Source organism: Streptomyces fungicidicus, from assembly GCF_003665435.1.
GTDB classification, from domain to species: domain Bacteria; phylum Actinomycetota; class Actinomycetes; order Streptomycetales; family Streptomycetaceae; genus Streptomyces; species Streptomyces fungicidicus.
In genome coordinates, this window is record NZ_CP023407.1 from 4,519,796 (window position 1) to 4,544,703 (window position 24,908).

The following is a 24,908-nucleotide window of genomic DNA, read 5'->3' on the forward strand; positions in this document are numbered from 1 at the left end:
TAGGCCCCGGCACTGACAACGCCCGGCTCTACGGCCTGGCGCGCAGCGCGTCCGCTTCGGCGGCGGGGCTCACCGTGTCCGCCGGGACACGGCCGGGCGCCGCGGTCCCCCTGGCCACCGCGCGGGCGGCCCGGCGCGCGGTGCGCAGCGCGTTCCAGGTGAGGAGGGCCAGCGCCAGCCACACCAGCGCGAAGCCGGCCCAGCGCTCGGGCGGCATGGCCTCCTTGAAGTAGAGGATGCCGAGCAGGAACTGGAAGACCGGGGTCATGTACTGGAGCAGCCCCAGCGTGGACAGCGGCACCCGGATCGCGGAGGCGCCGAAGCAGACCAGGGGGAGCGCGGTGACGATGCCGGACGCGGCGAGCAGCAGCGCGTGCCCCGTCCCTTCGGTGCCGAAGGTGGCGTCGCCCCGGGCGCTCAGCCACATCAGATAGCCGAGCGCGGGCAGGAACTGGATCGCGCTCTCGGCGGCCAGCGACTCGACACCGCCGAGGTTGACCTTCTTCTTCACCAGTCCGTACGTGGCGAAGGAGAAGGCGAGGCAGAGCGAGATCCACGGCGGACGGCCGTAGCCGATGGTGAGGACGAGCACCGCGGAGGCGCCGACCCCGACCGCTGCCCACTGCACGGGCCGAAGGCGCTCCTTCAGCAGCAGCACACCCATCGCGATCGTGACCAGCGGGTTGATGAAGTAGCCGAGGGACGCCTCGACGACGTGCCCGGAGTTCACGGCCCAGATGTAGACGCCCCAGTTGACGGTGATGACCGCCGCCGCGACGGTGACCAGGGCCAGCCTGCGCGGCTGCCGCAGCAGCTCGCCGAGCCAGGCCCAGCGGCGTATGAGGAGCAGGGCGGCGGCCACGAAGAGCAGCGACCACACCATCCGGTGGGCCAGGATCTCCACGGCCCCGGAGGGTTTGAGCAGGGGCCAGAACAGGGGGACCAGCCCCCACATCCCGTAGGCCGCGAAGCCGTTCAGCAGTCCGAGGCGTTGTTCGCCCTCCGGCTTCCCGGTCACCTGCACTCCTCTCCCGGTTCGCTGTGCACACGCCTCACCGAAGGTAGCGCCCATGGCCCTCGTCTGTCATGCCCGTATCGCCATACGGTCATGACGGGTTCCGCGGTCCCTCCCGTCCCTCAACACCGCTCCCGGAACACCGCGAGCGGCGACTTGTATCCGCTTTGTATGCGCCCCTCCTTCAATCGCCCCAGTCACCTCGGCGACCTCGGGAGGAACAATGCGCGTACGGAAGAGACAGGGCCGTCGGCTGCTCGCGGCACTGTGCGGCCTGGCCGCAGTGATGGCGGCCGCCCCGGCCTCGGTCGCGGCGGCGGAGGACACCTCGGCCGACCTCCGGGCGGCAGCGACGCGCCCCGCGTTCCGCATGCCGTTCGTCTGCGGACAGAGCTGGCGCGGCAGCAACTGGCAGGGCCACAGCCCCGCCCACTCCATCGACTGGAACCACTACGACGCGAACGGGACCCCGGACGACCGGGGGCGCCGCGTCCTCGCCAGCGCCGGCGGCACCGTCCTGTCGTCGTACTACTCCACGACCACCGGCTACGGGAACACCGTCGTCATCGGACACGGCAACGGCTGGCGGACCCGGTACTCCCACCTGAAGTCCCGTGACGTGCAGAAGGGCGCCACCGTCTCGCGCGGTCAGCGCATCGGCACGGTCGGCGCCACGTCCGCGCTCTACGACATCTCGCCGCATCTGCACTACGAGCAGATACACGACGGCAGTGTCGTCGTCGCCGTCGTCCAGGGCGTCACCTGGTACGACTACCTCGCGCGCTACCAGACCAGCACCAACGGCTGCTGAGCCCGGCGCCGCACCGAACCGGGGGAGCGGGTACGGCGGCCGTGTGCCGCCGTACCCGCATGCCCGGTGCCGTACCGCTTGCGCGGCTCAGCGCAGGGAACGCAGCTTGGCGTCCACCAGCTCGGCCTCGTCGCGCACGTCGAGGCGCCGGTATGCCGACAGCGAGCGGTGGAAGTAGCGCCGCGCGGTCTGCTTCCGGCCCGTGGCGTGGTGCAGCTCGCCCAGCAGGCACGCCACCCGGGCCTCCGCGCGGCGGTCACCGAGCCGCTGCTGCACCGCCAGCGCGTCCACCAGCAGCGCCGACGCCCGGCCCGCGTCGCCCTGCCGCAGGCACAGCTCCCCGATGCTCTGCTGCACGTACGCCGCGCAGTGCGTGTCGGTCAGCTCGTCGAAGATCCCCAGGGCCCGCTCCAGCTCGGCCCGCGCCATGTGCGGTGTGCCGCGCAGTTCGTGCAGTACGGCGATACGGCGCCGGACCTGTGCCTCGCGGTGCCGGTCGCCGACGTCGCGGGACAGGGTGAGCGCGTCGTCGAGCCACGGTGCCGCGGCGTCCGCGTCGCCCCGGTCCAGCCACACCGAGGCGATCGCGTTGTGCGCGATCGCCTCACCGTGCCGGTCGGCCGCCGCCCGGAAGGCGTGCCGCGCCTCGGTGAAGGAGGCCAGCGCCGAGTCCAGGTCGCCGGTCACCCGGTGCACGGAGCCGATGCCGAGCCGGGCGACCGCCTCGCCGGAGCGGTGGCCGAGGGCGGTGAAGACCTCCCGGGAGCGGGTGAACGCGGTGAGCGCGTCGGCGTACCGGTCCTGATAGAGATGGAGCTGGCCGAGGTTGCGCAGCAGGGCGGCGGACCGGGTGTCGCCGGGTGCGGGCCCCGCCTGGAGGGCGAGCCGGTGGGTGCGCAGCCAGTCGTCGTAGTAGCCCCGCATGTCGAAGAAGCCCGCCAGCTCGACGGCGAGGTCGCCCGCCCGCGCGTGGTCGCCGAACCGCAGAGCGGACTCCACGGCGGTGACGAGGACCCGGCGTTCGCTCTCGAACCACTCGACCGGCCGGGTGCGTACCGCGCGGGCGATGCCGGCGGCCGGGCCGGGCAGCGGCACCGTCTCCCCCAGCACCCCGAGGAAACGCGTCGGCATCGCGGCGTTCGCGCAGCGGGCCAGCGCGATCAGGGCGTCCACGGTCCGCAGCCCGTGCTCGCGCCGGACGCCGGGGTCGTCCGCCTTGGTGAGTTCACGCGCGTAGATACGGAGCAGATCGTGCATGCGGTAGCGCTGCAGCCCCAGGGGGTCGGTGCCCACCACCTCTACCAGGTGCTCGTCGAGCAGTGTCTCGAGCACCCGGGACGGCTCCTCGGCGTGCCCCATCGCGACCGCGACGAGCCAGCCCGGTACCGCCTCGCCGGGCAGTCGCCCGAAGGCGCGGAAGGCAGTGGCGGCGTGTTCGGGCAGATGCCGGTAGCTCAGCTCCGCGCTCGCCCGGACCTCCAGCTCGCCGGCCCGCAGCCGGTCCAGCCGGTCACGCTCGTCGTGCAGGAAGTCGGCCAGCGCGGCGACGGTCCAGCCCGGCCGGTTCGCCAGCCGGGCCCCGGCGATCCGCACGGCCAGCGGCAGCGAACCGCAGCCGGCGAGCACCCGGTCGGCGTGCGCGTCGGCGCCGCGCAGCCGCTCCTCGCCGACGATTCGGCCGAGCAGCGTACGGGCCTCGTCGTGCCGCATCACGCCGAGCGGGCAGTGGTACGCGGGCAGGGACGGCATCCGGCGGCGCGAGCCGACCAGGACCGCGGAGCCGCCGGTGCCCGGCAGCAGCGGTCGGATCTGCGCGCTGGTCGAGGCGTCGTCCAGGACGATCAGGAAGCGCCGTGTGGCCAGCCGGGAGCGCAGCAGCGCGGCCCGCTCGCCCGGTTCGGCCGGAATGGCGTTGTCGATGACGCCGAGGCCCCGCAGCATCTCGGCGAGCACGTCGGCCGCCTCACGGGGGCGGCCGCTCATGCCGCCCAGGTCGACGAAGAGCTGTCCGTCCGGGAACAGGCGCCGCACCCGGTGGGCGACATGGACGATCAGGGTGGACTTCCCCGAGCCCGGTAAGCCCGACACCACGGCGACGACCGGCCGCCGGCCGGCCCCGGACAGCAACTCCTCGAGGGTGGCGATCTCCCCCTCGCGGCCGGTGAAGTCGGGTACGTCCATCGGCAGTTGGCACACCGGCGTGACCGGGGCGGCGCGGCGTCCGGCCACCTGCCCGTTGACCTCCTCACCGGTGGCGCGCAGCGGCGCACCGGGGGCGACGCCGAGTTCGGCGGCGAGGACCCGCTCGGCCTCGGCGTAGGCGACGCGGGACTCCGTGACGCGTCCCGCGCCGTACAGGGCGCGGACCAGCATCTGCCACAGGTCCTCGCGCAGCGGGTCCTCGGCGAGGCGGGTCCTGAGGTCGGCGACGAGCGGCGCGTAGTCGCCCAGCCGCAGCCGCACCCGCAGGCATTCGTCGACGGCGAGGGAGCGCAGCCCCTCGATCCGGGCGATCACCGGATCCCATACGACGCTGGGCGGCAGGTCCTGGAGCACGCCGCCCCGCCACAGCGCGAGCGCCGTGTCGTAGCCGCGCAGGGCGGCGCCGTCGTCGCCCTGGTCGCGAGCCGCGCGGGCGCGTTCCAGGAGGTGCTCGAACAGCAGCATGTCGTGATCGTCCGGCCCGGCGTCCAGGGTGTAGCCCGAGGGCAGGGTGCGCAGCCCGTCGGTGACGATGCCCGAGGCCCGCAGGGCCGCCCGGACCGCGCGTACATAGGTGCGCACGTTGGCCACCGCCGAGCGGGGCGCGCCGCCGGGCCACAGGACCTCCGTCAGGACGTCGAGCGAGACGAACGCCCCGGGCTCCAGCAGGAGCGTGGCGAGGACCGCCCGCGGCTTGGGGCCGCCCAGCGGGAGCGGCTCCGGTGCGCCCCGCGCCCGTACCCGGAGCGGGCCCAGCACGCCGAATATCGGCTCCCCCATGCGCTTGCCTCCGCAAAGCCCGTGACAGCCCGTGACCGTGCGCCCAGCGTAGCCGTACACACAGTCGCCGAACAGGAGTTCAGCGATCCGGGATGGGACCGGTGCCACGGGGTCACTTCGCCGTGCGGCAGGGGCGTCAGCCCTTGAGGGCGGCGGTGACGGCCTCGGCGAGGGGGGTCGTCGGACGGCCGGCCAGCCGGGACAGGTCGCCGCTGTCGACGACGAGCTCCCCCTTCTCGATCGAGACGTCCACGCCCGCGAGGACGGCCGCCATCGGCTCGGGCACTCCGGCGCCGGCCAGGATGCCGGTGAGCGCCTCGGGCGTGACCGGGTTGTAGGTGATCTCCTTGCCGGTCTGCCGGCTGAGCTCGGCCGCGTACTCGGCGAAGCCCCACGCCTCGTCGCCGCCCAGCTCGTACGTCTTGTTCTCGTGCCCCTCGCCGGTCAGGACGGCGACCGCGGCGGCCGCGTAGTCGGCCCGCGAGGCGGAGGAGACCCGGCCGTCACCGGCGGCGGCGAGGACCGCGCCGTGCTCCAGCACCGGGGCGAGGTTCTCGGTGTAGTTCTCGTGGTACCAGCCGTTGCGCAGCAGCACGTACGGCACGCCCGAGCCCAGCAGCGCCTCCTCGGTGCCGCGGTGGTCGTCGGCGAGCGCGGCGGTCAGGGTGCCGGGGGCGCTGGTGTAGGCGAGCAGGGCGACACCGGCGGCCTTCGCGGCGTCGATGACCATCCGGTGCTGCCCCACCCTGCCCTTGTCGAACTCGTTGCCCGAGATCAGCAGGACCTTGTCGCCGGCCGTGAACAGGCCGTCGAAGGTCTCGGGCGCGTTGTAGTCGGCGACCGCGATCCGTACCCCGCGCCCGGCGAACCCGGCCGCCTTCTCGGCGTCGCGGACGACGGCGGTGATCTGCTCGGCCGGAACCTTCTCCAGCAGCTGGGCCACGACGTGGCGGCCGAGGTGTCCGGTGGCGCCGGTGACGACGATGCTCATGATGCGGAACTCCAGGGGGTCGCGTGAGGGGTTGTGCCACTCACCTTAGGAGATGCGCTAACTATGGGAAAGTACCCACTTTGAAGTAAGGTACTGGCATGGCAGTAAGTAGGAATGCGTTGCTGAGTGAGGCCGAGGCGATGTGCCCGCACCGTCTGGTGCTGGAGCACGTGACCAGCCGCTGGGGCGTGCTGGTGCTGATCACGCTGCTGGAGCGGCCGCACCGCTTCAGCGAACTGCGCCGGGCGATCGGCAGGGTCAGCGAGAAGATGCTCACCCAGACCCTCCAGACCCTGGAGCGTGACGGACTGGTCCACCGCGACGCCAAGCCCGTCATCCCGCCCCGCGTCGACTACTCCCTCACCGACCTGGGCCGCGAGGCCGCCGAACAGGTGCGCGCACTGGCCCTGTGGACGGAGAAGCGTCTGACCGACGTGCTCGCCGCCCGCCGCGCGTACGACGAGGCCCGGGCGCGCTAGCGCACCCGGGCCTCGTACGACCTGCGACGGGGTTCAGCCGACGACGGTCCAGGTGTCGGCGCCGGTGAGGAGGGCGGCGAGGTCGCCCTTGCCGTGCTGCTCGACGGCGGTGTCGAGCTGGTCGGCCATGAGGGTGTCGTAGACGGGCCGGTCGACGGAGCGGAAGACGCCGATCGGGGTGTTGTGCAGGGTGTTCGGGTCGGCGAGCCGGGACAGCGCGAACGCGGTGGTCGGTGAGGTGGCGTGGGCGTCGTGGACGAGGATGTCGGCCTGATTGTCCGCCGTCACGGTGACGACCCTCAGGTCACCGGTGGCCCGGTCGCGTACGACGCCCTTGGATCCGTCGGCGCCGAAGCGGACCGGCTCACCGTGCTCCAGACGGATCACGGCCTCCTCCGCCTGCTGCCGGTCCTTGAGGACGTCGAAGGCGCCGTCGTTGAAGATGTTGCAGTTCTGGTAGATCTCCACCAGCGCCGTGCCGGGGTGGTCGGCCGCCTGGCGCAGCACCTCGGTGAGGTGCTTGCGGTCGGAGTCGACGGTGCGGGCCACGAAGGACGCCTCCGCGCCGATCGCAAGCGACACCGGGTTGAAGGGCGCGTCCAGCGAGCCCATCGGTGTCGACTTGGTGATCTTGCCGACTTCGGAGGTGGGGGAGTACTGGCCCTTGGTGAGGCCGTAGATCCGGTTGTTGAAGAGCAGGATCTTGAGGTTGACGTTGCGGCGCAGGGCGTGGATGAGGTGGTTGCCGCCGATGGAGAGGGCGTCGCCGTCGCCGGTGACGACCCAGACGGACAGGTCGCGCCGCGAGGTGGCCAGTCCGGTGGCGATGGCGGGGGCGCGGCCGTGGATGGAGTGCATCCCGTAGGTGTTCATGTAGTACGGGAAGCGGGAGGAGCAGCCGATGCCGGAGACGAAGACGATGTTCTCGCGGGCGAGGCCGAGCTGGGGCATGAAGCCCTGCACGGCGGCCAGGACCGCGTAGTCACCGCACCCGGGGCACCAGCGCACTTCCTGGTCGGACTTGAAGTCCTTCATCGACTGCTTGCCCTCGGCCCGGGGCACAAGCTGGAGCAGCGCGTTGGCGTCAGTCATTGAGGGCCTCCTTGAGCGCCGTGGCGAGCTGCTCCGCCTTGAACGGCATGCCGTTGACCTGGTTGTACGAGCGGGCGTCGACCAGGTACTTCGCCCGGATCAGGGTGGCGAGCTGGCCGAGGTTCATCTCCGGGACCACCACCTTGTCGTACGCCGCGAGGACCGTACCCAGGTTGTGCGGGAAGGGGTTGAGGTGGCGCAGGTGGGCCTGGGCGATCCGGCCGCCCTCCTTGCGGATGCGGCGCACGGCCGCCGTGATCGGTCCGTAGGTCGATCCCCAGCCCAGGACGAGTGTCCGCGCGCCGTGCGGGTCGTCGACCTCGATGTCGGGCACGTCGATGCCGTCGATCTTGGCCTGCCGGGTGCGGACCATGAAGTCGTGGTTGGCGGGGTCGTAGGAGATGTTGCCCGTGCCGTCCTGCTTCTCGATGCCGCCGATGCGGTGCTCCAGACCCGGGGTCCCCGGGATCGCCCAGGGGCGGGCCAGCGTCCGCGGGTCACGCTTGTAGGGCCAGAAGACTTCGGTGCCGTCGGCCAGCGCGTGGTTCGGTCCCTGGGCGAACTGCACCCTCAGGTCCGGCAGCTCCTCCGGGTCCGGTACGCGCCAGGGCTCGCTGCCGTTGGCGAGGTAGCCGTCGGAGAGGAGGAAGACGGGGGTGCGGTAGGTCAGCGCGATGCGGGCGGCTTCGAGCGCGGCGTCGAAGCAGTCGGCCGGGGTGCGCGGCGCGATCACCGGGACCGGTGCCTCGCCGTTGCGGCCGTACATCGCCTGGAGCAGGTCGGCCTGCTCGGTCTTGGTGGGCAGGCCGGTCGAGGGGCCGCCGCGCTGGATGTCCACGACCAGCAGCGGCAGTTCCAGGGAGACGGCGAGCCCGATCGTCTCGGACTTCAGCGCCACACCGGGGCCGGAGGTGGTGGTCACCGCGAGGGATCCGCCGAAGGCGGCGCCCAGCGCGGCTCCGATGCCGGCGATCTCGTCCTCGGCCTGGAAGGTCCGCACACCGAAGTTCTTGTGCCGGCTCAGCTCGTGCAGGATGTCCGAGGCCGGGGTGATCGGGTACGAGCCCAGGTAGAGCGGCAGGTCCGCCTGACGGGACGCCGCGACCAGCCCGTAGGACAGCGCCAGGTTCCCCGAGATGTTCCGGTAGACGCCGGGCGGGAACGCCTTCGCCGCGGGGGCCACCTCGTAGGAGACGGCGAAGTCTTCCGTCGTCTCACCGAAGTTCCAGCCCGCGCGGAACGCCGCGATGTTGGCGGCCGCGATGTCCGGCTTCTTGGCGAACTTCGTCCGCAGGAACTTCTCGGTGCCCTCGGTGGGCCGGTGGTACATCCAGCTCAGCAGGCCCAGCGCGAACATGTTCTTGCTGCGTTCGGCCTCCTTGCGGCTGAGGTCGAACTCCTTGAGCGCCTCGACGGTCAGCGTGGTCAGCGGCACCGGGTGCAGGTGGTAGCCGTCGAGGGAGCCGTCCTCCAGGGGGCTGCTGTCGTAGCCGACCTTCTGCATCGCCCGCTTGGTGAACTCGTCGGTGTTGACGATGATCTCCGCGCCGCGCGGCAGGTCGCCGATGTTGGCCTTCAGCGCGGCCGGGTTCATCGCCACCAGCACGTTCGGCGCGTCGCCGGGGGTGAGGATGTCGTGGTCGGCGAAGTGGAGCTGGAAGGACGACACCCCGGGCAGGGTGCCGGCGGGCGCGCGGATCTCGGCGGGGAAGTTCGGCAGCGTGGAGAGGTCGTTGCCGAAGGACGCGGTCTCCGACGTGAAACGGTCACCGGTGAGCTGCATCCCGTCACCGGAGTCCCCCGCGAACCTGATGATCACTCGGTCGAGCCGGCGGACGTCCTTCGGCCCCGCCGCTGTGCGCTGCTCTCCCACGACTGCTCCGTCGGCCTGCTCCGCAGTGCTGCTGACCTGGCTGGTCACTGAACTGGACCTCCTCGAGGCGGCTGTCCGGGACGGCCTTCCCGCAGGCCTTCCCCGGATAAACCCTACGTCCGTAAGGGTCGCCTTCCTTGGGTCATTCGTATGTTGGACACGACTTTCGGGGACGTCCCGCTCAGGAGTTGAGGTAGGTGAGGACCGCCAGGACCCGCCGGTGATCGCCGTCGCTGGGGGACAGCCCCAGCTTCAGGAAGATGTTGCTGACGTGCTTCTCCACGGCGCCGTCGCTGACCACCAGCTGCCTGGCGATCGCCGAGTTCGTCCGCCCCTCGGCCATCAGCCCCAGCACCTCCCGCTCCCGCGGGGTGAGCCCCGCGAGCACGTCCTGCTTGCGGCTGCGCCCCAGCAGCTGCGCGACCACCTCCGGGTCCAGGGCCGTACCCCCCTGGGCCACGCGCACCACCGCGTCCACGAACTCACGGACCTCGGCCACCCGGTCCTTGAGCAGATAGCCGACCCCGCGGCTGGAACCGGCGAGCAGCTCCGTGGCGTAGCGCTCCTCCACGTACTGCGACAGCACCAGCACCCCGACACCCGGATGCGACTTGCGCAGCTGCACCGCGGCCCGCACCCCCTCGTCCGTGTGCGTCGGCGGCATCCGCACATCGGCCACCACCACGTCCGGCAGCAGGTTCTCCCCGGCCAGTTCGGTGATCGTCTTGATCAGCGCGTCCCCGTCCCCGACACCGGCCACGACGTCGTGCCCCCGGTCGGTCAGCAGCCGGGTCAGGCCCTCCCGCAGCAGCACCGAATCCTCGGCGATGACCACCCGCACCCTGTCCTCCACGTTCCTCGGCCCCCATGCCCCTGATCCGCACCCGCCCCCGTGGCGGCCCCGGTCGACGGGTCCAGCATTCCAGCATCCGGCGCGGGACGTGGCGGGGCACCGCGATCCGCGGGTGCCGGGAAGCCGGGAGACACCGCCCGAGCGGCGGGTGCGGGCCCCTGGCCCGCACCCGCCGCCCCTTCCGCCGCTCCCGGCCGCCCCGCTACCGGGTCCGCTCCACCCGCCACGGCAGCTCGGCGGTCACCCGGGTCGGGCCGCCCGCCGGGGAGTCCACCACCAGGATCCCGTCGACCGCGTCCAGCCGCTCGGCCAGACCCGCCAGTCCGGAACCCCCGGACACCTCGGCGCCGCCCACGCCGTTGTCCACGACCTGGAGCATCAGCCGGTTCTCCGTCCGCCACACCTCCACGGCCGCCGAGGTCGCCCGCGCGTGCTTGCTGATGTTCTGCAGCAGCTCCGACACCGTGAAGTAGGCGATGCCCTCGATGGCCGGCGCGGGCCGCTCGGTCAGGTCCACCTCCACCCGGACCGGCACCGTGCACCGGGAGGCCACCGCCGACAGCGCCGCGTCCAGACCCCGGTCGGTCAGCACCGCCGGGTGGATGCCCCGGGCCAGGTCCCGCAGCTCCTGCAGCGCCGTCTTCACCTCGCCGTGCGCCTCGTCCACCATCTGCGCCGCGGCCCGCGGGTCCTCCCGCAGCTTCTCCTTCGCCAGCCCCAGATCCATGGCCAGCGCCACCAGCCGGGCCTGCGCCCCGTCGTGCAGATCGCGCTCGATGCGCCGCAGGTCCGCCGCCGCCGTGTCCACCACCACCCCGCGGTCCGACTCCAGCTCCACCACCCGCGTGGCCAGCCGGGACGGCCCGAGCAGCCCGTGCACCATCACCCGGTCCACCGTCGTCAGCGCCCGCACGATCCACGGAGTGGCGAGCGTGAACAGCAGACCCACCCCCGCGGTCACCGCGATCTCGAACGGGTTGTCCAGATAGATCTGGTGGTGCTCGTCGCCGTACAGCTGTATGCCGGCCTGCCCGGCGTACATCGGCAGCACCCAGAACCACAGCGGGTACGTCACCAGCGACCAGCCCACCGACCAGAGCGTCACGGTGACCGCGAAGGAGAGCACCGCCCACGGCAGCTGCAGCACCGCGTACAGCAGCGCCCGCCAGGAGGCGCCGCTCTTCAGCACGGCCCCGGTCCAGGCCATGAAGCCCTGCCGCTTCATCCGCAGCGGATCCGGCTCACCCACCCCCAGACCCAGCAGCCCCCGCGCCCGCGCCCGCTCCAGCGCACCGAACCCGCGGCAACCGGCGAGCGCCGCCGCGAGCACCGGGACGCCGAGGAACGTCACCAGCAGGCCCGCCCCGAGCGACACCATCGTGACCGCGTAGGTGAACAGCAGGATGCTGATCGGCAGGCTCAGCAGCACGTACCCCAGCTCCCGCCAGGTGCGCCCCTCGACCGGCGCCCGCAGCGCCGCCGGCATCCGGTGCCGCCGTTCCCCCGCGTACCCGGGGTGTCCCGTGTCCGCGGGGAGCCCCGGGCCCTGTCCGTACTCCGTGGCCATCGACGTCCCTCTCCTCGTCCGGCGGCTGTGCTGTCGTACCTCCAGACTGCTCCGTCGCAGGTCGGCGGACCATGGAGGCCGTCGCAGTCTTGGACGGGGGGTTTTCCCTACCTCCGGCCGCGGACGGACGCCCGTCCGGCGCCGGGCGGGTCCCCCGCGCCGTCGAGGGAACGGTCCCGCCACGGCAGCTCCGCCGTCACCGTCGTCGGACCGCCCTCCGGCGACTCCACGACGAACATCCCGTCCACCGCGCCCAGCCGGTCGGCGAGGCCCCGCATACCCGTCCCGCGGTCCAGGCTCGCGCCCCCGCGTCCGTCGTCCCACACCTGGATGAACAGACGGCTGTCCGACCGCCACACGTCCACCGCAGCCGACCGGGCACGGCTGTGCTTGCTGACGTTCTGCAGCAGCTCCGAGACCGTGAAGTAGGCGATGCCCTCGATGGCGGCGGCCGGCCGCTCGTCCAGGTCGACCGTCACCTTCACCGGCACCGTGCAGCGCGAGGAGACCGAGGACAGGGCGGCGTCCAGGCCCCGGTCGGTCAGCACCGCGGGGTGGATGCCCCGGGCCAGGTCCCGCAGCTCCTGCAGCGCCAGCTTCACCTCGCCGTGCGCCTCCTCGACCATCGACGCCGCGGCGTCGGGATCCTCCAGCAGCTTCTCCTTGGCCAGGCCCAGCCCCATCGCCAGATTGACCAGCCGGGCCTGCGCCCCGTCGTGCAGATCGCGCTCGATGCGCCGCAGGTCCGCCGCCGCCGTGTCGACCACCACCCCGCGGTCCGACTCCAGCTCGGCGATGCGCCGCTCCAGCTCGTCGGAGGGCGACAGCAGTCCGCGCACCATCGCCCGGTCCGCGTTGGCCAGGCCCCGCACGACGAACGGCAGCACCGGCCACAGCACGAACAGACCGGTCAGCGTGACGGTGAAGGTGAGGACGCCCCACGGCAGCCGTATCAGCTCGTAGAGGACCGTGCGCCAGCCCACCGGGTCCTTGACCGCCATCCACAGCCGCGGCAGGAACCCGCCGGAACCGCGCACCGGCAGCCGGCTCGGCTCCTCCACCCGCACCCCGAGCAGCTTCCGCGCCCGCGCCCGCTCCAGCCTGCCCAGCACCCGCGAACCCGCCAGCCCCAGCGCGAGCAGCGGGAACCCGACCACCGTGACGGTCAGCCCGACACCGGTGAACAGCATGGTCACCGTGTAGACGAAGCCGACCAGGGAAACCGGCAGGTTCGTCAGGAGATGGGCGATCTCCTTCCAGGTGTGCACGTCGTACGCGAAGCGGGCCGGCGGCGGGCGGTCGCCGCCCCCGGCCGGTCCCGGGACCGCCGTGGTGGGTGTGCCCGGATGCGGGAATGGTTCGGTCATGGGCAGTAGCGTGCCCGGAGCCGGGGGTCCGCGCCATGAGGCGGACCGCCAAGCCGCACTGAGGAAAACCCCACCCCTCTGGCCGGAGCCGTGACGGGCTGCTTACCGTGCCCTTGTCAGGGCCTAGACTCCCGTGCGTACGGATCGTCGGACCGTGGCGTTCACCGGCACGGCCCAAGGGCACGGCACAGTCACCGGCCAGGGCGCCGATCAGAGGAGTGAGGGGCGGACGTGCGGGAACCGACCGTCGTCGCGGCGGACTACTTCCAGTCCTACTCGGTCGTCGGACTGCTCGCCGTCGTCGGCCTGCTGTTCGTCGCCGTCGCCTTCGGGGCGGGACGGCTGCTGCGGCCCGTGGTCCCCACCCCCGAGAAGCTCATGACGTACGAGTGCGGAGTCGACCCCGTCGGCGAGGGCTGGGCCCACACCCAGGTCCGCTACTACGTCTACGCCTTCCTCTACGTGATCTTCGCGGTCGACTCGATCTTCCTCTTCCCCTGGGCGACCGTCTTCGCCGCCGACGGCTACGGCGCGACCACCCTCGTGGAGATGTTCATCTTCCTCGGCTTCCTCGCCGTGGGACTGCTGTACGCATACAAGAAGGGCGTCCTGACATGGACGTGAACCCTGCCGCCGCGGCCGGGCCCGTCCCGCTTCCGGAACCGAAGCGGCTCGGTGCGCTCGCCCGGCTGGCTCCCGAGCCGATGAAGGTGGTCCTCAACTGGGGCCGCCGCTACTCGCTGTGGGTCTTCAACTTCGGCCTCGCCTGCTGCGCGATCGAGTTCATCGCCGCGTCGATGGCCCGGCACGACTTCATCCGCCTCGGCGTCATCCCGTTCGCGCCGGGCCCCCGCCAGGCCGACCTGATGGTCGTCTCCGGCACGGTCACGGACAAGATGGCGCCCGCGGTGAAGCGCCTGTACGAGCAGATGCCCGAGCCTAAGTACGTCATCTCCTTCGGCGCGTGCAGCAACTGCGGCGGCCCGTACTGGGACTCCTACTCCGTCACCAAGGGCGTCGACCAGATCATCCCGGTCGACGTCTACGTCCCCGGCTGCCCGCCCCGGCCCGAGGCGCTGCTCCAGGGCATCCTGAAGCTCCAGGAGAAGATCGCCCGGGAGTCGCTGGGGGAGCGGTACGGCTCCGGCGGCGGCGCGCGGCCCTCGGCGGCGGCGCTGCAGAGCGGGCTGGTCCGGCCGCCGGCGCCGGCCGGCGAGGGGGAGGACCGATGACCGCGGTGGGCTGGCTCCCCGCCGGCGCCGGGGAACTCTTCGGCGAGGACGCCACGGCGGAGGAGTCGTACGGCGTCCTGACCGTCGACGTACCGCCCGGCTCCTGGATCCCCGCCCTGGAGGCCGCGCGCGACCGCCTCGGCTGCACCTACTTCGACTGGCTCAGCGCGGTCGACGAACCCGGCACCGGGTTCCGCGTCACCGCGCACGTCGTGGCGCTGGCTCCCGTGCGGCGTCTGCTGCTGCGCACCACGGTGCCGCACGAGGCCCCGGTGCTGCCCTCCGCCGTGGACGTCTACGCGGGCGCCGCCTGGCACGAACGCGAGACGCACGAGATGTTCGGCGTCGGCTTCACGGGCCATCCCGGCCTGGACCACCTCCTCCTGCCGGACAACTTCGAGGGCCACCCGCTGCGCAAGGACTTCGTCCTCGCCGCCCGGGTCGCCAAGGCCTGGCCCGGCGCGAAGGAACCCGGGGAGCCGGCGGCGGGCGCGGCGCACGGCGGCCCGAAGCGCCGCCAGATGCTGCCCCCCGGCGTCCCCGACCCGAACGAATGGGGCCCCCTCAAGGGCCAGCTCCCCCCGGCCCCCTCCCGCCCGGCCCGGGCCGCGGCCCGCCCCCCGGCAGACCGCCCCCGCCGCACCCGCACAGCCGGAGAGGGCTCGGCAAGCCAGCCGGCCACACCCCCGACCGGCACTCCCGCCGAGCCCACGCCCCGTCCGCGCCGCAGCCGCACGGCGGCGGAGGGCTCCGCAAGCCAGTCGAGCGCGCCCGATGCGTCCGCTCAGCCCGAGGCCGCTGCTCCTGCCGAGCCCGGACCCCGTCCGCGCCGGAGCCGCACGGCGGCGGAGGGCTCGGCAAGCCAGTCGAGCGCGCCCGAGGCCTCCACACCGCCCGCGGCTGGTGCACCCGGTGAGCCCGCGTCCCGTCCGCGCCGCAGTCGCACGGCGGCGGAGGGCTCGGCGAGCCAGTCGGGCGCGTCCGCTCGGCCCGAGACGGGTGCGGCGGCGGAGGGCCCCGCGAGCCAAGGACCCGCGGCGGGTGCTCCCGCCGAGCCCGCGCCCCGTCCGCGCCGGAGTCGGACGGCGGGGGAGGGCTCGGCGAGCCAGCGGGGCGCGCCCCAGCCCCCCGCCCAGCCCGAGACCGGTGCGGCGGCGGACGGTGCCGCCAGTCGGTCGGGCGGGCCCGAGACCTCTGCCGCCCCCGCGACACCCGGCGACGAGTCCACCCCCGCCGAGGACCGCCGGGACCGCAAGCCCTCCGCCGGCCCCCGCAGCCCGGACGCCCCCTGGCACCACGCGCGCCCCGCCTTCGAGGGCGCCGAAGCCGAGGACGGCACCGAGCCGGAACCGGACGGCGGGGCCGACGCGGCACCGGCTCCCGGACCCGGCCCGGAGACCGGAAACGGCGGCCCGGACAGCCCCACCCCCGAAGAAGACGAAGACGAAGACCCCTCAGGAGGCCGGCGGTGAACGACGTGCTCGACGTCGCCCTGCGACTCCTGGTCGTGTTCGCCGTCTTCCTCACCTTTCCCCTGATAGTCGGTCAGACCGAGCACAAGGTGATGGCCCACATGCAGGGCCGCCTCGGCCCGATGTACGCCGGCGGCTTCCACGGCTGGGCCCAGCTCGTCGCCGACGGCGTGAAGTTCGCGCAGAAGGAGGACGTCGTCCCGGCCGGCGCGGACCGCCGTGTCTTCCAGCTCGCCCCCGCCGTCGCTCTCCTGCCCTACCTCCTCGTGCTGCTCGCCATCCCGATCGGCCCCGGCGAGGGCGCGGTCGGCCAGGTGCTGGACGCCGGTGTGTTCTTCGTCCTCGCCGTCATGGGCGTCGGCGTCCTCGGCTCGCTCATGGCCGGGTGGGCCTCCGCCAACAAGTTCTCCCTCCTCGGCGGCCTGCGCACCGCCGCCCAGCTCCTCGCCTACGAACTCCCGATGCTGCTCACCGCCGCCTCGGTGGCGATGGCGGCCGGCACGGTCTCCCTCGTCGGCATCCTCGACGCCTTCGAGTGGTGGTGGCTGCCCTGGCAGATCACCGGCGCGCTCGTCTTCTTCGTCGCGGGCCTCGCCGAACTCCAGCGCCCGCCCTTCGACATGCCGGTCGCCGACTCGGAAATCATCTTCGGCGCGTACACCGAGTACACCGGCCTGCGCTTCGCTCTCTTCCTCCTCGCCGAGTACGCCGGGATCGTCGTCCTGTGCGGCCTGACCACCGTCCTCTTCCTGGGCGGCTGGCACGGCCCCTGGGGCGCCGACGGACTCGGCTGGGTCTGGACCCTGCTGAAGACCGCGGTCCTCGCCTTCGTCGTCATCTGGCTCCGCGTCACCTATCCCCGCCTGCGCGAGGACCAGCTCCAGAAGTTCTCCTGGACCCTCCTCGTCCCCCTCTCCCTCGCCCAGATCGCCCTCACCGGCGTCGTCAAGGTGGTGTTCCTCTAGTGGCCCCGATCCCCGGCTCCGGTCTGGCCAAGGGCCTGGCCGTCACCCTGCGGACGATGACGAAGAAGTCCGTCACCGCCCCGTACCCGGACACCCAGCCCGACCTGCCGCCCCGCACCCGTGGTGTGATCGGCCTGTTCGAGGAGAACTGCACGGTCTGCATGCTCTGCGCCCGCGAGTGCCCGGACTGGTGCATCTACATCGACTCCCACAAGGAGACGGTCCCCGCCGCGGCCCCCGGCGGCCGCGACCGCAGCCGCAACGTCCTCGACCGGTTCGCCATCGACTTCTCCCTCTGCATGTACTGCGGCATCTGCATCGAGGTGTGCCCCTTCGACGCCCTCTTCTGGTCCCCGGAGTTCGAGTACGCCGAGACCGACATCCGCGACCTCACCCATGAGCGGGACAAGCTCCGCGAGTGGATGTGGACCGTGCCGGCCCCGCCCGCCCTCGACCCCGGCGCCGAGGAGCCGAAGGAACTCGCCGCCGCCCGCAAGACCGCCGACAAGCTCGCAGCCGCCCGGGCCGAACCGCAGCAGGAGGAGTCGTGACCCCCTCCGCAGCCGTGGCGACGGCCGCGCACGCCACGACCACCACCGCCGCCGAGGCGCACGGCTTCCTCTCCCCGACCGGCGTGGAGATCGCCTTCCTCCTCGTCGGACTGGTCACCTTCGGGGCCGCCGTCATCACCGTCACCACCCGGCAGCTGGTGCACGCCGCCCTGTGGCTGGTGGTGGCCCTCGGCGGCCTCGCCGTCGAATACCTCCTGCTCACCGCCGAGTTCATCGCCTGGGTGCAGGTCCTCATCTACGTCGGTTCCGTCGTCGTGCTCCTCCTGTTCGGACTGATGCTCACCCGAGCCCCCATCGGCCGCTCCCCGGACGCCGACTCCGGCAACCGCTGGGTCGCGCTCGCCGTCGCCGTCGCCGCCGCGGGCGCCCTCGTCTGGGTCGTCGTCGACGCCTTCCGCACCACCTGGATCGACCTCGACGGCGCCCCCGCCGGCTCCACCGAGGTCACCGGCGCGAGCCTCTTCCAGCACTGGGTCCTCCCCTTCGAGGCCCTCTCCGTCCTCCTCCTCGCCGCCCTCGTCGGCGCGATCGTCCTGTCCCGCAGGGCCAAGGCCGGCGCCGCGGCCGGCGCGACCGGCACCCGCCGCGACACGGAAGGGGCCCGCTGATGCACCTCGCCTATCCCGCCGTGCTGTCCGCTCTCCTCTTCTGCACCGGCCTGTACGGCGTCCTCGCCCGCCGCAACGCGATCCTCGTCCTGATGTCGGTCGAGCTGATGCTCAACGCCGTCAACCTGAACCTCGTCGCCTTCGACGTCTGGCTCAGCCGGACCGCCGAGGAGACCCTGCACTCCGGTCAGGCCCTCGCCCTGTTCACCATCGCCATCGCCGCCGCCGAGATCGGCATCGGCCTGGCGATCGTCCTCGCCGTGTACCGCAACCGCGGCACCTCGGACATCGACAAGCTCCGCGACACCGCCGAAGGACACGAGCCCGACGGCCCCGACAGCGACGCCACCGGCCGCGCACTCCCCGCGCCCCAGACGGCCGGCGAGAAGGCTGAGGCCACCGCGTGACCACGACCACCCTCGCCGTCCTCGTCCCCCTCCTTCCGTTCCTCGGCGCGCTCGCCGGACTGCTCCTCGGCCGCACCGCCCCCGGCTTCGTGCGCCCGCTCGCCGTCCTGCCGACCCTCGCCTCCCTCGCGCTGGCCGCCACGGTCGCCTGGCGCCAGGGCGGAGGCCAGGCCGTCGACGCCGCCACCGAACTCACGCCCACCGGCTCGGTCCCCGTCGAGCTCGCCCTGTACGTCGACGGCTTCGCCGCGCTCACCGCCGTCCTGGTCACCGTCGTCGCCGCCTGCGTGCAGATCTACTCGACGGGCTACCTGCGCGACGACCCGCGCTACCCCTCCTACGCCGCCCTGGTCTCCCTGTTCACCTCCGCCATGCTCCTGGTCGTCTACTCAGGCGACCTGATGGTCCTGCTGGTCGGCTGGGAAGTCATGGGCATCTGCTCCTACTTCCTCGTCGGCCACTACTGGGAGACCCCCGAGGCCCGCGCCGCCTCCCTCAAGGCCTTCCTGGTCACCAAGCTCGGCGACGTCCCCTTCCTCATCGGCCTGTTCGCCCTCGCCACCGACGCCGGGTCCTTCCGCGTCACCCGGATCCTCGGCGCCGTGGCCGACGGCGGCATCGAACACCCCACGCTGATCTGCCTGCTGCTCCTGGCGGGCGTGGCGGGCAAGTCGGCGCAGTTCCCGCTGCACACCTGGCTCCCCGACGCGATGGCGGGCCCCACCCCCGTCTCCGCGCTCATCCACGCCGCCACCATGGTCGCGGCCGGCGTCTACTTCGTCGCCCGTCTCCTCCCGCTCTTCGAGGCCTCGCAGGCCGCGATGACCGTCCTCGCCGTCATGGCCGCCGTGACCATGACCGGCTCCGCGCTCGCCGCGCTCGCCCAGGACGACATCAAACGCGTCCTCGCCTACTCGACGATCGGCCAGCTCGGCTACATGACCGGCGCCCTCGCCGTCGCCGACCGCGGCGCCGCCGTCTTCCACCTCCTCTCCCACGGCGCCTTCAAGGCGCTGCTCTTCCTCGCCGCCGGCGTGATCATCCACGCCGCCGGCACCAACTCGCTGGCCGCCATGTCCCGCATGGGCCACCTGCGGGACCGGGTCCCCGACGCCTACTGGACGATGACCGTGGCGCTCCTCGCGCTCGCCGCGATCCCGCCGTTCAGCGGCTTTTTCTCCAAGGAGGCCGTCCTCGGCGTCGCCGAACACGTCGTCACCGGCCACACCGAACACGCCCCCGCCGCGGCGGGCTGGATCGTCCTCCTCGCCGGCCTGGTCACGGCCCTGCTCACCGCCGCCTACGCGACGCGCCTGTGGCTGCTGGCCTTCCGCGGAGAGGGACCCGAGGCCCCCGACCACGGCAGGCAGCCGCTGACGATGACCGCCGTGCTGTGGGTGCTCGCCGTACCGTCCCTCGCGCTCGGCGGCTTCGCCTTCCGCGTCCTGCCCGACTGGTTCGACGGCCACGACCTGACCCCGACCCTCACCACCTCCGTGCTCGGCACGGGCGTGGCCCTGGTCGGCGGCATCGTCACCTACGCCACCTGGCGGCACACCACCGCCCACGCCGCCCGCGTCCCTCTCGGCGCCGTGGCCGCCCATCCCGAGGGCGACGCCGGACTGGTCGAGGCGGAGGCCATCGCCAGCCACGCACCGGCCTACGGCGACATCGCGTACGCACCCGATCCGTCGGACCCCGGACGGCTGCTGCTCGGCCCGCTGCACCGCCCCGCGGCGGCCGGCTTCCACCTGGACGCCGTGTACACGGCCCTCTTCGTCCGCCCGGTCCGGGCCGGCGCGAACCTCGTGCGGTTCCTCGACCGCGAGGTCGTCGAGACCTACGTACGCGGCGCGGGCGCGCTGCCCCGCCGGCTCGGCGCCGCCGTACGACGGGCCCAGACCGGCAATGTGCAGACCTATGTGAGCGCGCTGCTCGCCGGCACCGTCGTCCTCGCGGTCGCCGCCGTCCTCGTCGCCACGGGAGCGTGAGCAGGCGTGATCGATATCAACGAGTCCGTGATGCAGTTCCTTCTGGCGTTTCTCGTCGTCGGACCGCTCCTCGGTGCGGCCGCCGCCCTCCTGCCGGCCCCGCCCGGACTGAAGGGGAAGTCACCCGAGCAGGCCGTGCTCCGCCACGGTGTCACCGTCACCGGCGCGATCCTCGTCGCGGCGATCGTCCTCGCGCTCGGCTTCGACCACGACCAGCCGTCGAAGATGCAGGCCACGACCGACATCAGCTGGATCCCCGCACTCGGCGTGCGCATCCACCTCGGCACCGACGGCATCTCCCTCCCCCTTCTGGTCCTGACCGCGCTGCTGACCTTCCTCAGCGCCCTCTACTCGTACTTCAAGCCGCCCGCGGGCCCGTCCCCGAAGGCCTTCGTCGCCCTGCTGCTCGTCCTCGAGTCCGGCACCCTGGCGACCTTCGCCGTCCTCGACCTGATCCTCTTCTTCCTCGCCTTCGAGACGGTCCTCATCCCGATGTACTTCCTCATCGCCCGCTGGGGCGGCGAGGGCCGTGCCGGAGCCGCCTGGAAGTTCATCCTCTACACACTGCTCGGCTCCGTGGTCATGCTGCTCGGCCTGCTCCTGATCGGTATCAAGGCGGGCACATTCGACATGGTGGCACTCGCCACTGACAACGGCCGGTCACTGACCGTGTCCGTGCAGGTCGTCGCCGTTCTGGCGATCGGGCTCGGGCTCGCGGTCAAGACCCCGATGTGGCCGCTGCACAGCTGGCTGCCCGACGCCCACACCGCCGCGCCGACCGTCGGCTCGGTCCTGCTGGCGGGCGTCCTGCTGAAGATGGGCACCTACGGCTTCGTCCGCATCCTGCTGCCCGCCGCCCCGGACGGCTTCCGCACCTTCGCGCCCTACCTCGCGGCCTTCGCCGTCGTCGGCGTCATCTACGGCTCCCTCGCCTGCCTGGCCCTCGCCAAGCGGGGCGCGAACGGCGACCTGAAACGCCTCATCGCCTACTCCTCCGTCGGCCACATGGGCTTCGTCCTCCTCGGCATCGCGACCATGACCCCGACCGGAGTCAACGGCGCCCTGTTCGCCAACATCGCCCACGGCCTCATCACCGGCCTGCTCTTCTTCCTGGTCGGCGGCCTGAAGGACCGCACCGGCAGCACCGACCTCGACACCCTCGCCAAGGAGACCGGCGCCGCCCTCTACGGCAAGGCGCCCCGCCTCGGCGGCCTGCTCGCCTTCGCCGCCGTCGCCTCCCTCGGCCTGCCCGGACTCGCCGGTTTCTGGGGCGAGATGCTGGCGCTGTTCGGCGCCTTCGCACCCGGCGCCGGCCTCAGCAGGCCCGCCTTCCTCACCTTCATGGCCATCGGCGCCTTCGGCACCCTGCTGACGGCCGCGTACCTGCTGATCGTGGTCCGCAGGGTCTGCATGGGCGCCGTACCCCAGGACGCCCCGAAACTCACCGACGTGCGCTCCTACGAGTTCGCCGCCTGGACCCCGCTCGTCGTCCTCACCGTCGTCGCCGGGCTGTGGCCGGGGGCCCTCCTCCGGCTGACCGACCCGGTCGTGCAGCAGCTCCTCGCAGGAGGCACCCGATGAGCTCCCTGGTCCAGTCCGTCGACTGGCTGGCCATCGCGCCGCCCACCATCACGGCCGTCGTCGGACTCGTCGTCCTCGTCGCCGACCTGTTCGTCGGCGAGTCCAGGAAGCCGCTCCTCGGCTGGCTCTCCGTGGCCGGACTGGCCGCCGCCACGCTCATGCTGCTGCCCCTCCTCGACGCCGACCGCGGCACCTTCTGCCTCGTCGGCGACACCGGCGTGTGCAGCTACACCGCGGACCGCTTCACCCTCGTCATCCAGTTCCTGGTGCTCGGCGGCGCCCTGCTGACCGCCCTCCTGTCGGTCACCGCCCTGAAAGACGAGGCGAAACGGCTGCCCGAGGGCGAGTACTGGTTCCTGTTCCTCTCCTCCGCGGCCGGCGCCGCCCTGCTGCCCGCCTCCCGCGACCTCGCCACACTGATCGTCGCCCTGGAGGTCGCCTCCCTGCCCGCCTTCGCCCTCGTCGGCCTCCGGCACGGCGACCGGAAGTCCTCCGAGGCGGCCCTGAAGTTCTTCCTGTCCTCCGTCACCGCCACCGCGGTCAGCCTGCTGGGCGTCAGCTTCGTCTACGCCGCCACCGGAACCCTCCACCTCACCCTGATCGCCGAACGCGTCCAGAACGTCGACGGACAGCTCCACACCCTCACCCAGACCGGCGTCGTCCTCACCCTCGTCGGCTTCGCCTTCAAGACCGCCGCCGTCCCCTTCCACTTCTGGGTCCCCGACACCTACGTGGGCGCCCCCCTGCCGATCGCCGCCTACCTGTCGGTCATCGGCAAGGCCGTCGGCTTCACCGGCCTCATCCTGGTCACCGTCGTCGCCCTCCCCTCGTACGCCGACGTGTGGGGGCCCGCGCTCGCCGCGCTGGCCGCCCTCACCATGACGGTCGGCAACGTCGGCGCCCTCCGGCAGCAGGCCGCGCGCGCGTACAGCGCGGTACGCCTTCTCGCCTGGTCGTCCGTCGGCCAGGCCGGCTACCTCCTGGTGCCGATCGCCGCCGCCGCGTACTCCGGCGACGCCGAGAAGTCGGTCGGCTCCACCGTCGCCTACGCCCTCATGTACGGCGCCGTGAACCTGGGCGCGTTCGCGGTGGCCGCCCTCGTCGGACGCGCCCACCGGCTCAACCGCGTCGCCGACTACCGCGGCCTGTACGCCTCCAGCCCCCTCACCGCGCTCCTCCTGGGCTTCTTCCTGCTCTGCCTCGCCGGACTCCCGCCGGGCGTCATCGGCCTCTTCGCCAAGGTCACCGTGTTCTCCGCGGCCGTCGACGCCGGACTGGGCTGGCTCGCCGTCGTCATGGCCGTCAACGTCGTCATCGCGCTGGTCTACTACCTCCGGTGGACGGCCCTGCTGTTCCGCGCCCCCGAGGGCGAACCGGTGAAGCACCGGCTCCCGGCCCCCCTCACCGCCGCGCTCGCCCTGACCGGGGTCCTCGGCGTGGCCCTGTCCGGCGCGCCCCAGCTGGTCCTGCGCTTCACCGGCACCGGGCTCTTCTGAGGAGCCCTCCGGGCCCGTGTCACCCGGACGGTTGACACGCGCCACCGCGCGCACAAGGGAACTAGTGCCCCTCGCCTGGCGTTGACCGGTACGGGAGGGTCCACTGGACGTGACACGACGCCACCAGTGGGCAGCGCAGGTCAGAGGAAGATCTACAAGCAAGGGTCCCCCTGCCGCACGACTTGGAGGGCGTACCGTGCACCGCCGGCACAACGGGCTCAGGACAGCGGTCCTCCTTGGGGGACTGTCCGCGCTCATCATCGTCATCGGCAGCTTCTTCGGCCGTACGGGGCTCGTCGTCGCCGTCGTCATCGCCCTCGGCACCAACGCGTACGCGTACTGGAACAGCGACAAGCTGGCCCTCCGCGCGATGCGGGCCCGCCCGGTGAGCGAGTTCGAGGCCCCGGGGCTGTACCGGATGGTCCGGGAGCTCTCCACCCAGGCCCGCCAGCCCATGCCGCGCCTGTACATCTCCCCGACGGAGGCCCCCAACGCCTTCGCCACCGGACGCAACCCGCGCAACGCCGCCGTGTGCTGCACCGAAGGCATCCTGCGCCTGCTCGACGAGCGGGAGCTGCGCGGCGTCATCGGCCACGAGCTCAGCCATGTCTACAACCGGGACATCCTGATCTCCTCGGTCGCCGGAGCCCTCGCTTCCGTGATCATGTTCCTGGTCAACTTCGCCTGGCTGATCCCGATCGGCCGCTCCAACGACGACGACGGCCCCGGCCTCCTCGGCATGCTGCTGATCATGATCCTGGGCCCGCTCGCCGCGTCCGTCATCCAGCTGGCCATCAGCCGCTCCCGGGAGTACGAGGCCGACGCCTCCGGCGCCCAGCTCACCGGCGATCCGCTCGCCCTCGCCGGCGCCCTGCGCAAACTGGAACACGGTACGAAGCAGCTTCCGCTGCCTCCCGAGCCCCGCATCGAGACGGCCAGCCATATGATGATCGCGAACCCGTTCCGCCCGGGGCAGGGACTCTCGAAGATGTTCTCCACTCACCCGCCGATGGCGGAACGCATCGCCCGGCTCGAGAAGATGGCAGGTCACCACCAGTGAAGACCATCCTGAATCTCATATGGCTCGTCTTCAGCGGCTTCTGGCTGTTCCTCGGCTACTTGCTCGCGGGCGTGCTGCTCTGCATCACGATCATCGGCATCCCCTTCGGCATCGCCGCGTTCCGCATCGGCATCTACGCCCTGTGGCCCTTCGGGTACACGACGGTCGAACGCCGTGACGCCGGAGCCCCGTCCTTCCTCGTCAACGTGCTGTGGCTGCTGCTGGCCGGCTGGTGGCTGGCGCTCGGCCACATCCTCACCGGCCTCGCCCTGTGCGTGACGATCATCGGAATCCCGCTCGGCATCGCCAACTTCAAGCTGATCCCCGTCTCGCTCTTTCCGCTGGGCCGCGAGATCGTGCGGACGGACCAGGCGTTCACCGACCGCTGGTGACGCCGTGGACGCCGCCGCCGGCACGACCCGGGGCGTCGTCCACAGCCCGAAGGTTGTCCACAGGCCCGCACGTCTGTCAGTGGCGGCGCGCATGATGAACCC

22 protein-coding genes are annotated in these 24,908 nt (G+C 72.3%); 14 read left to right on the forward strand and 8 right to left on the reverse strand.

The features are described from left to right. Window positions 1-28: 28 nt before the first annotated feature. Window positions 29-1,018 carry an EamA family transporter RarD gene (gene rarD / locus CNQ36_RS20715; protein ID WP_121547108.1) on the reverse strand — a complete coding sequence of 330 codons (990 nt, stop codon included), beginning with the start codon at window positions 1,016-1,018 and terminating at the stop codon, window positions 29-31. Between the two features lie 220 nt (window positions 1,019-1,238). Between rarD and CNQ36_RS20720 the strand changes: the two genes are divergently transcribed. Then, window positions 1,239-1,826, forward strand: a complete 588-nt coding sequence (locus CNQ36_RS20720; protein WP_176118004.1) for a M23 family metallopeptidase — start codon at window positions 1,239-1,241, stop codon at window positions 1,824-1,826. Between the two features lie 87 nt (window positions 1,827-1,913). Here CNQ36_RS20720 and CNQ36_RS20725 read toward each other — a convergent pair whose 3' ends face one another. Both CNQ36_RS20725 and CNQ36_RS20730 read right to left on the reverse strand, forming a co-directional pair. Next, on the reverse strand, window positions 1,914-4,808 hold the full coding sequence (locus CNQ36_RS20725) for an AfsR/SARP family transcriptional regulator (RefSeq protein WP_121547109.1): 2,895 nt from the start codon (window positions 4,806-4,808) through the stop codon (window positions 1,914-1,916). Between the two features lie 136 nt (window positions 4,809-4,944). Further along, window positions 4,945-5,799 carry an SDR family oxidoreductase gene (locus CNQ36_RS20730; protein ID WP_121547110.1) on the reverse strand — a complete coding sequence of 285 codons (855 nt, stop codon included), beginning with the start codon at window positions 5,797-5,799 and terminating at the stop codon, window positions 4,945-4,947. Between the two features lie 98 nt (window positions 5,800-5,897). Between CNQ36_RS20730 and CNQ36_RS20735 the strand changes: the two genes are divergently transcribed. Then, window positions 5,898-6,278: a winged helix-turn-helix transcriptional regulator gene (locus tag CNQ36_RS20735; RefSeq protein WP_121547111.1), complete on the forward strand. Its 381-nt coding sequence runs from the start codon at window positions 5,898-5,900 to the stop codon at window positions 6,276-6,278. 33 nt (window positions 6,279-6,311) lie between these two features. Here the strand turns inward: CNQ36_RS20735 and CNQ36_RS20740 are convergent, their stop codons facing one another. From CNQ36_RS20740 to CNQ36_RS20760, 5 genes are all read right to left on the reverse strand, one after another. Beyond that, window positions 6,312-7,370, reverse strand: a complete 1,059-nt coding sequence (locus CNQ36_RS20740) for a 2-oxoacid:ferredoxin oxidoreductase subunit beta (RefSeq protein ID WP_121547112.1) — start codon at window positions 7,368-7,370, stop codon at window positions 6,312-6,314. Beyond that, window positions 7,363-9,291 (reverse strand): 2-oxoacid:acceptor oxidoreductase subunit alpha, encoded by a 1,929-nt coding sequence (locus tag CNQ36_RS20745; RefSeq protein WP_121547113.1) that lies wholly within the window; start codon window positions 9,289-9,291, stop codon window positions 7,363-7,365. Before CNQ36_RS20745 ends, CNQ36_RS20740 begins: the two co-directional genes overlap by 8 nt. Before the next feature lie 133 nt (window positions 9,292-9,424). Continuing rightward, window positions 9,425-10,084 carry a response regulator transcription factor gene (locus CNQ36_RS20750; protein WP_276315080.1) on the reverse strand — a complete coding sequence of 220 codons (660 nt, stop codon included), beginning with the start codon at window positions 10,082-10,084 and terminating at the stop codon, window positions 9,425-9,427. A gap of 214 nt (window positions 10,085-10,298) precedes the next feature. Beyond that, complete coding sequence (locus CNQ36_RS20755; protein ID WP_121547115.1) at window positions 10,299-11,663, reverse strand: sensor histidine kinase; 1,365 nt, start codon at window positions 11,661-11,663, stop codon at window positions 10,299-10,301. A gap of 107 nt (window positions 11,664-11,770) precedes the next feature. Beyond that, window positions 11,771-13,030 (reverse strand): sensor histidine kinase, encoded by a 1,260-nt coding sequence (locus CNQ36_RS20760; RefSeq protein WP_206278482.1) that lies wholly within the window; start codon window positions 13,028-13,030, stop codon window positions 11,771-11,773. Between the two features lie 231 nt (window positions 13,031-13,261). On the opposite strand from CNQ36_RS20760, the gene CNQ36_RS20765 reads away from it, so the two are divergent. From CNQ36_RS20765 to CNQ36_RS20820, 12 genes are all read left to right on the forward strand, one after another. Then, window positions 13,262-13,654, forward strand: a complete 393-nt coding sequence (locus CNQ36_RS20765; RefSeq protein ID WP_004927484.1) for an NADH-quinone oxidoreductase subunit A — start codon at window positions 13,262-13,264, stop codon at window positions 13,652-13,654. Then, complete coding sequence (locus CNQ36_RS20770; RefSeq protein WP_121547117.1) at window positions 13,645-14,262, forward strand: NADH-quinone oxidoreductase subunit B; 618 nt, start codon at window positions 13,645-13,647, stop codon at window positions 14,260-14,262. Before CNQ36_RS20765 ends, CNQ36_RS20770 begins: the two co-directional genes overlap by 10 nt. Next, on the forward strand, window positions 14,259-15,734 hold the full coding sequence (locus CNQ36_RS20775; RefSeq protein ID WP_121547118.1) for an NADH-quinone oxidoreductase subunit C: 1,476 nt from the start codon (window positions 14,259-14,261) through the stop codon (window positions 15,732-15,734). The genes CNQ36_RS20770 and CNQ36_RS20775 overlap by 4 nt, the downstream gene beginning before the upstream one ends. Beyond that, complete coding sequence (locus tag CNQ36_RS20780) at window positions 15,731-16,699, forward strand: complex I subunit 1/NuoH family protein (protein WP_121547119.1); 969 nt, start codon at window positions 15,731-15,733, stop codon at window positions 16,697-16,699. The genes CNQ36_RS20775 and CNQ36_RS20780 overlap by 4 nt, the downstream gene beginning before the upstream one ends. Continuing rightward, window positions 16,699-17,250 carry a NuoI/complex I 23 kDa subunit family protein gene (locus CNQ36_RS20785; protein WP_004927477.1) on the forward strand — a complete coding sequence of 184 codons (552 nt, stop codon included), beginning with the start codon at window positions 16,699-16,701 and terminating at the stop codon, window positions 17,248-17,250. Before CNQ36_RS20780 ends, CNQ36_RS20785 begins: the two co-directional genes overlap by 1 nt. After that, a complete protein-coding gene (locus CNQ36_RS20790) occupies window positions 17,247-17,879 on the forward strand; it encodes an NADH-quinone oxidoreductase subunit J family protein (RefSeq protein WP_121547120.1) in 633 nt (210 codons plus the stop codon). Before CNQ36_RS20785 ends, CNQ36_RS20790 begins: the two co-directional genes overlap by 4 nt. Beyond that, entirely contained in the window at window positions 17,879-18,286 is a 408-nt protein-coding gene (gene nuoK, locus CNQ36_RS20795) for an NADH-quinone oxidoreductase subunit NuoK (RefSeq protein WP_004927473.1), read from the forward strand. Before CNQ36_RS20790 ends, nuoK begins: the two co-directional genes overlap by 1 nt. Further along, window positions 18,283-20,277 carry an NADH-quinone oxidoreductase subunit 5 family protein gene (locus CNQ36_RS20800; protein WP_121547121.1) on the forward strand — a complete coding sequence of 665 codons (1,995 nt, stop codon included), beginning with the start codon at window positions 18,283-18,285 and terminating at the stop codon, window positions 20,275-20,277. Before nuoK ends, CNQ36_RS20800 begins: the two co-directional genes overlap by 4 nt. 6 nt (window positions 20,278-20,283) lie before the next feature. After that, window positions 20,284-21,858 (forward strand): complex I subunit 4 family protein, encoded by a 1,575-nt coding sequence (locus tag CNQ36_RS20805; protein WP_121547122.1) that lies wholly within the window; start codon window positions 20,284-20,286, stop codon window positions 21,856-21,858. Continuing rightward, window positions 21,855-23,354 carry an NADH-quinone oxidoreductase subunit N gene (locus tag CNQ36_RS20810; RefSeq protein WP_004927465.1) on the forward strand — a complete coding sequence of 500 codons (1,500 nt, stop codon included), beginning with the start codon at window positions 21,855-21,857 and terminating at the stop codon, window positions 23,352-23,354. Before CNQ36_RS20805 ends, CNQ36_RS20810 begins: the two co-directional genes overlap by 4 nt. A gap of 196 nt (window positions 23,355-23,550) precedes the next feature. Next, window positions 23,551-24,414, forward strand: coding sequence for a zinc metalloprotease HtpX (gene htpX / locus CNQ36_RS20815; protein ID WP_004927462.1), 864 nt, complete (start codon window positions 23,551-23,553; stop codon window positions 24,412-24,414). Then, window positions 24,411-24,806 (forward strand): YccF domain-containing protein, encoded by a 396-nt coding sequence (locus tag CNQ36_RS20820; protein ID WP_004927459.1) that lies wholly within the window; start codon window positions 24,411-24,413, stop codon window positions 24,804-24,806. The genes htpX and CNQ36_RS20820 overlap by 4 nt, the downstream gene beginning before the upstream one ends. Window positions 24,807-24,908 lie beyond the last annotated feature (102 nt).

What these genes read in the sequence shown, in the direction of transcription:
- CNQ36_RS20735 (WP_121547111.1), top strand. Translation starts at nt 5,898, where the DNA reads ATGGCAGTAAGTAGGAATGCGTTGCTGAGTGAGGCCGAGGCGATGTGC.
- CNQ36_RS20730 (WP_121547110.1), bottom strand. Translation starts at nt 5,799, where the DNA reads ATGAGCATCGTCGTCACCGGCGCCACCGGACACCTCGGCCGCCACGTC.
- CNQ36_RS20720 (WP_176118004.1), top strand. Translation starts at nt 1,239, where the DNA reads ATGCGCGTACGGAAGAGACAGGGCCGTCGGCTGCTCGCGGCACTGTGC.
- CNQ36_RS20725 (WP_121547109.1), bottom strand. Translation starts at nt 4,808, where the DNA reads ATGGGGGAGCCGATATTCGGCGTGCTGGGCCCGCTCCGGGTACGGGCG.
- CNQ36_RS20775 (WP_121547118.1), top strand. Translation starts at nt 14,259, where the DNA reads ATGACCGCGGTGGGCTGGCTCCCCGCCGGCGCCGGGGAACTCTTCGGC.
- CNQ36_RS20810 (WP_004927465.1), top strand. Translation starts at nt 21,855, where the DNA reads ATGAGCTCCCTGGTCCAGTCCGTCGACTGGCTGGCCATCGCGCCGCCC.
- CNQ36_RS20740 (WP_121547112.1), bottom strand. Translation starts at nt 7,370, where the DNA reads ATGACTGACGCCAACGCGCTGCTCCAGCTTGTGCCCCGGGCCGAGGGC.
- CNQ36_RS20755 (WP_121547115.1), bottom strand. Translation starts at nt 11,663, where the DNA reads ATGGCCACGGAGTACGGACAGGGCCCGGGGCTCCCCGCGGACACGGGA.
- CNQ36_RS20760 (WP_206278482.1), bottom strand. Translation starts at nt 13,030, where the DNA reads ATGACCGAACCATTCCCGCATCCGGGCACACCCACCACGGCGGTCCCG.
- CNQ36_RS20770 (WP_121547117.1), top strand. Translation starts at nt 13,645, where the DNA reads ATGGACGTGAACCCTGCCGCCGCGGCCGGGCCCGTCCCGCTTCCGGAA.
- nuoK (WP_004927473.1), top strand. Translation starts at nt 17,879, where the DNA reads ATGCACCTCGCCTATCCCGCCGTGCTGTCCGCTCTCCTCTTCTGCACC.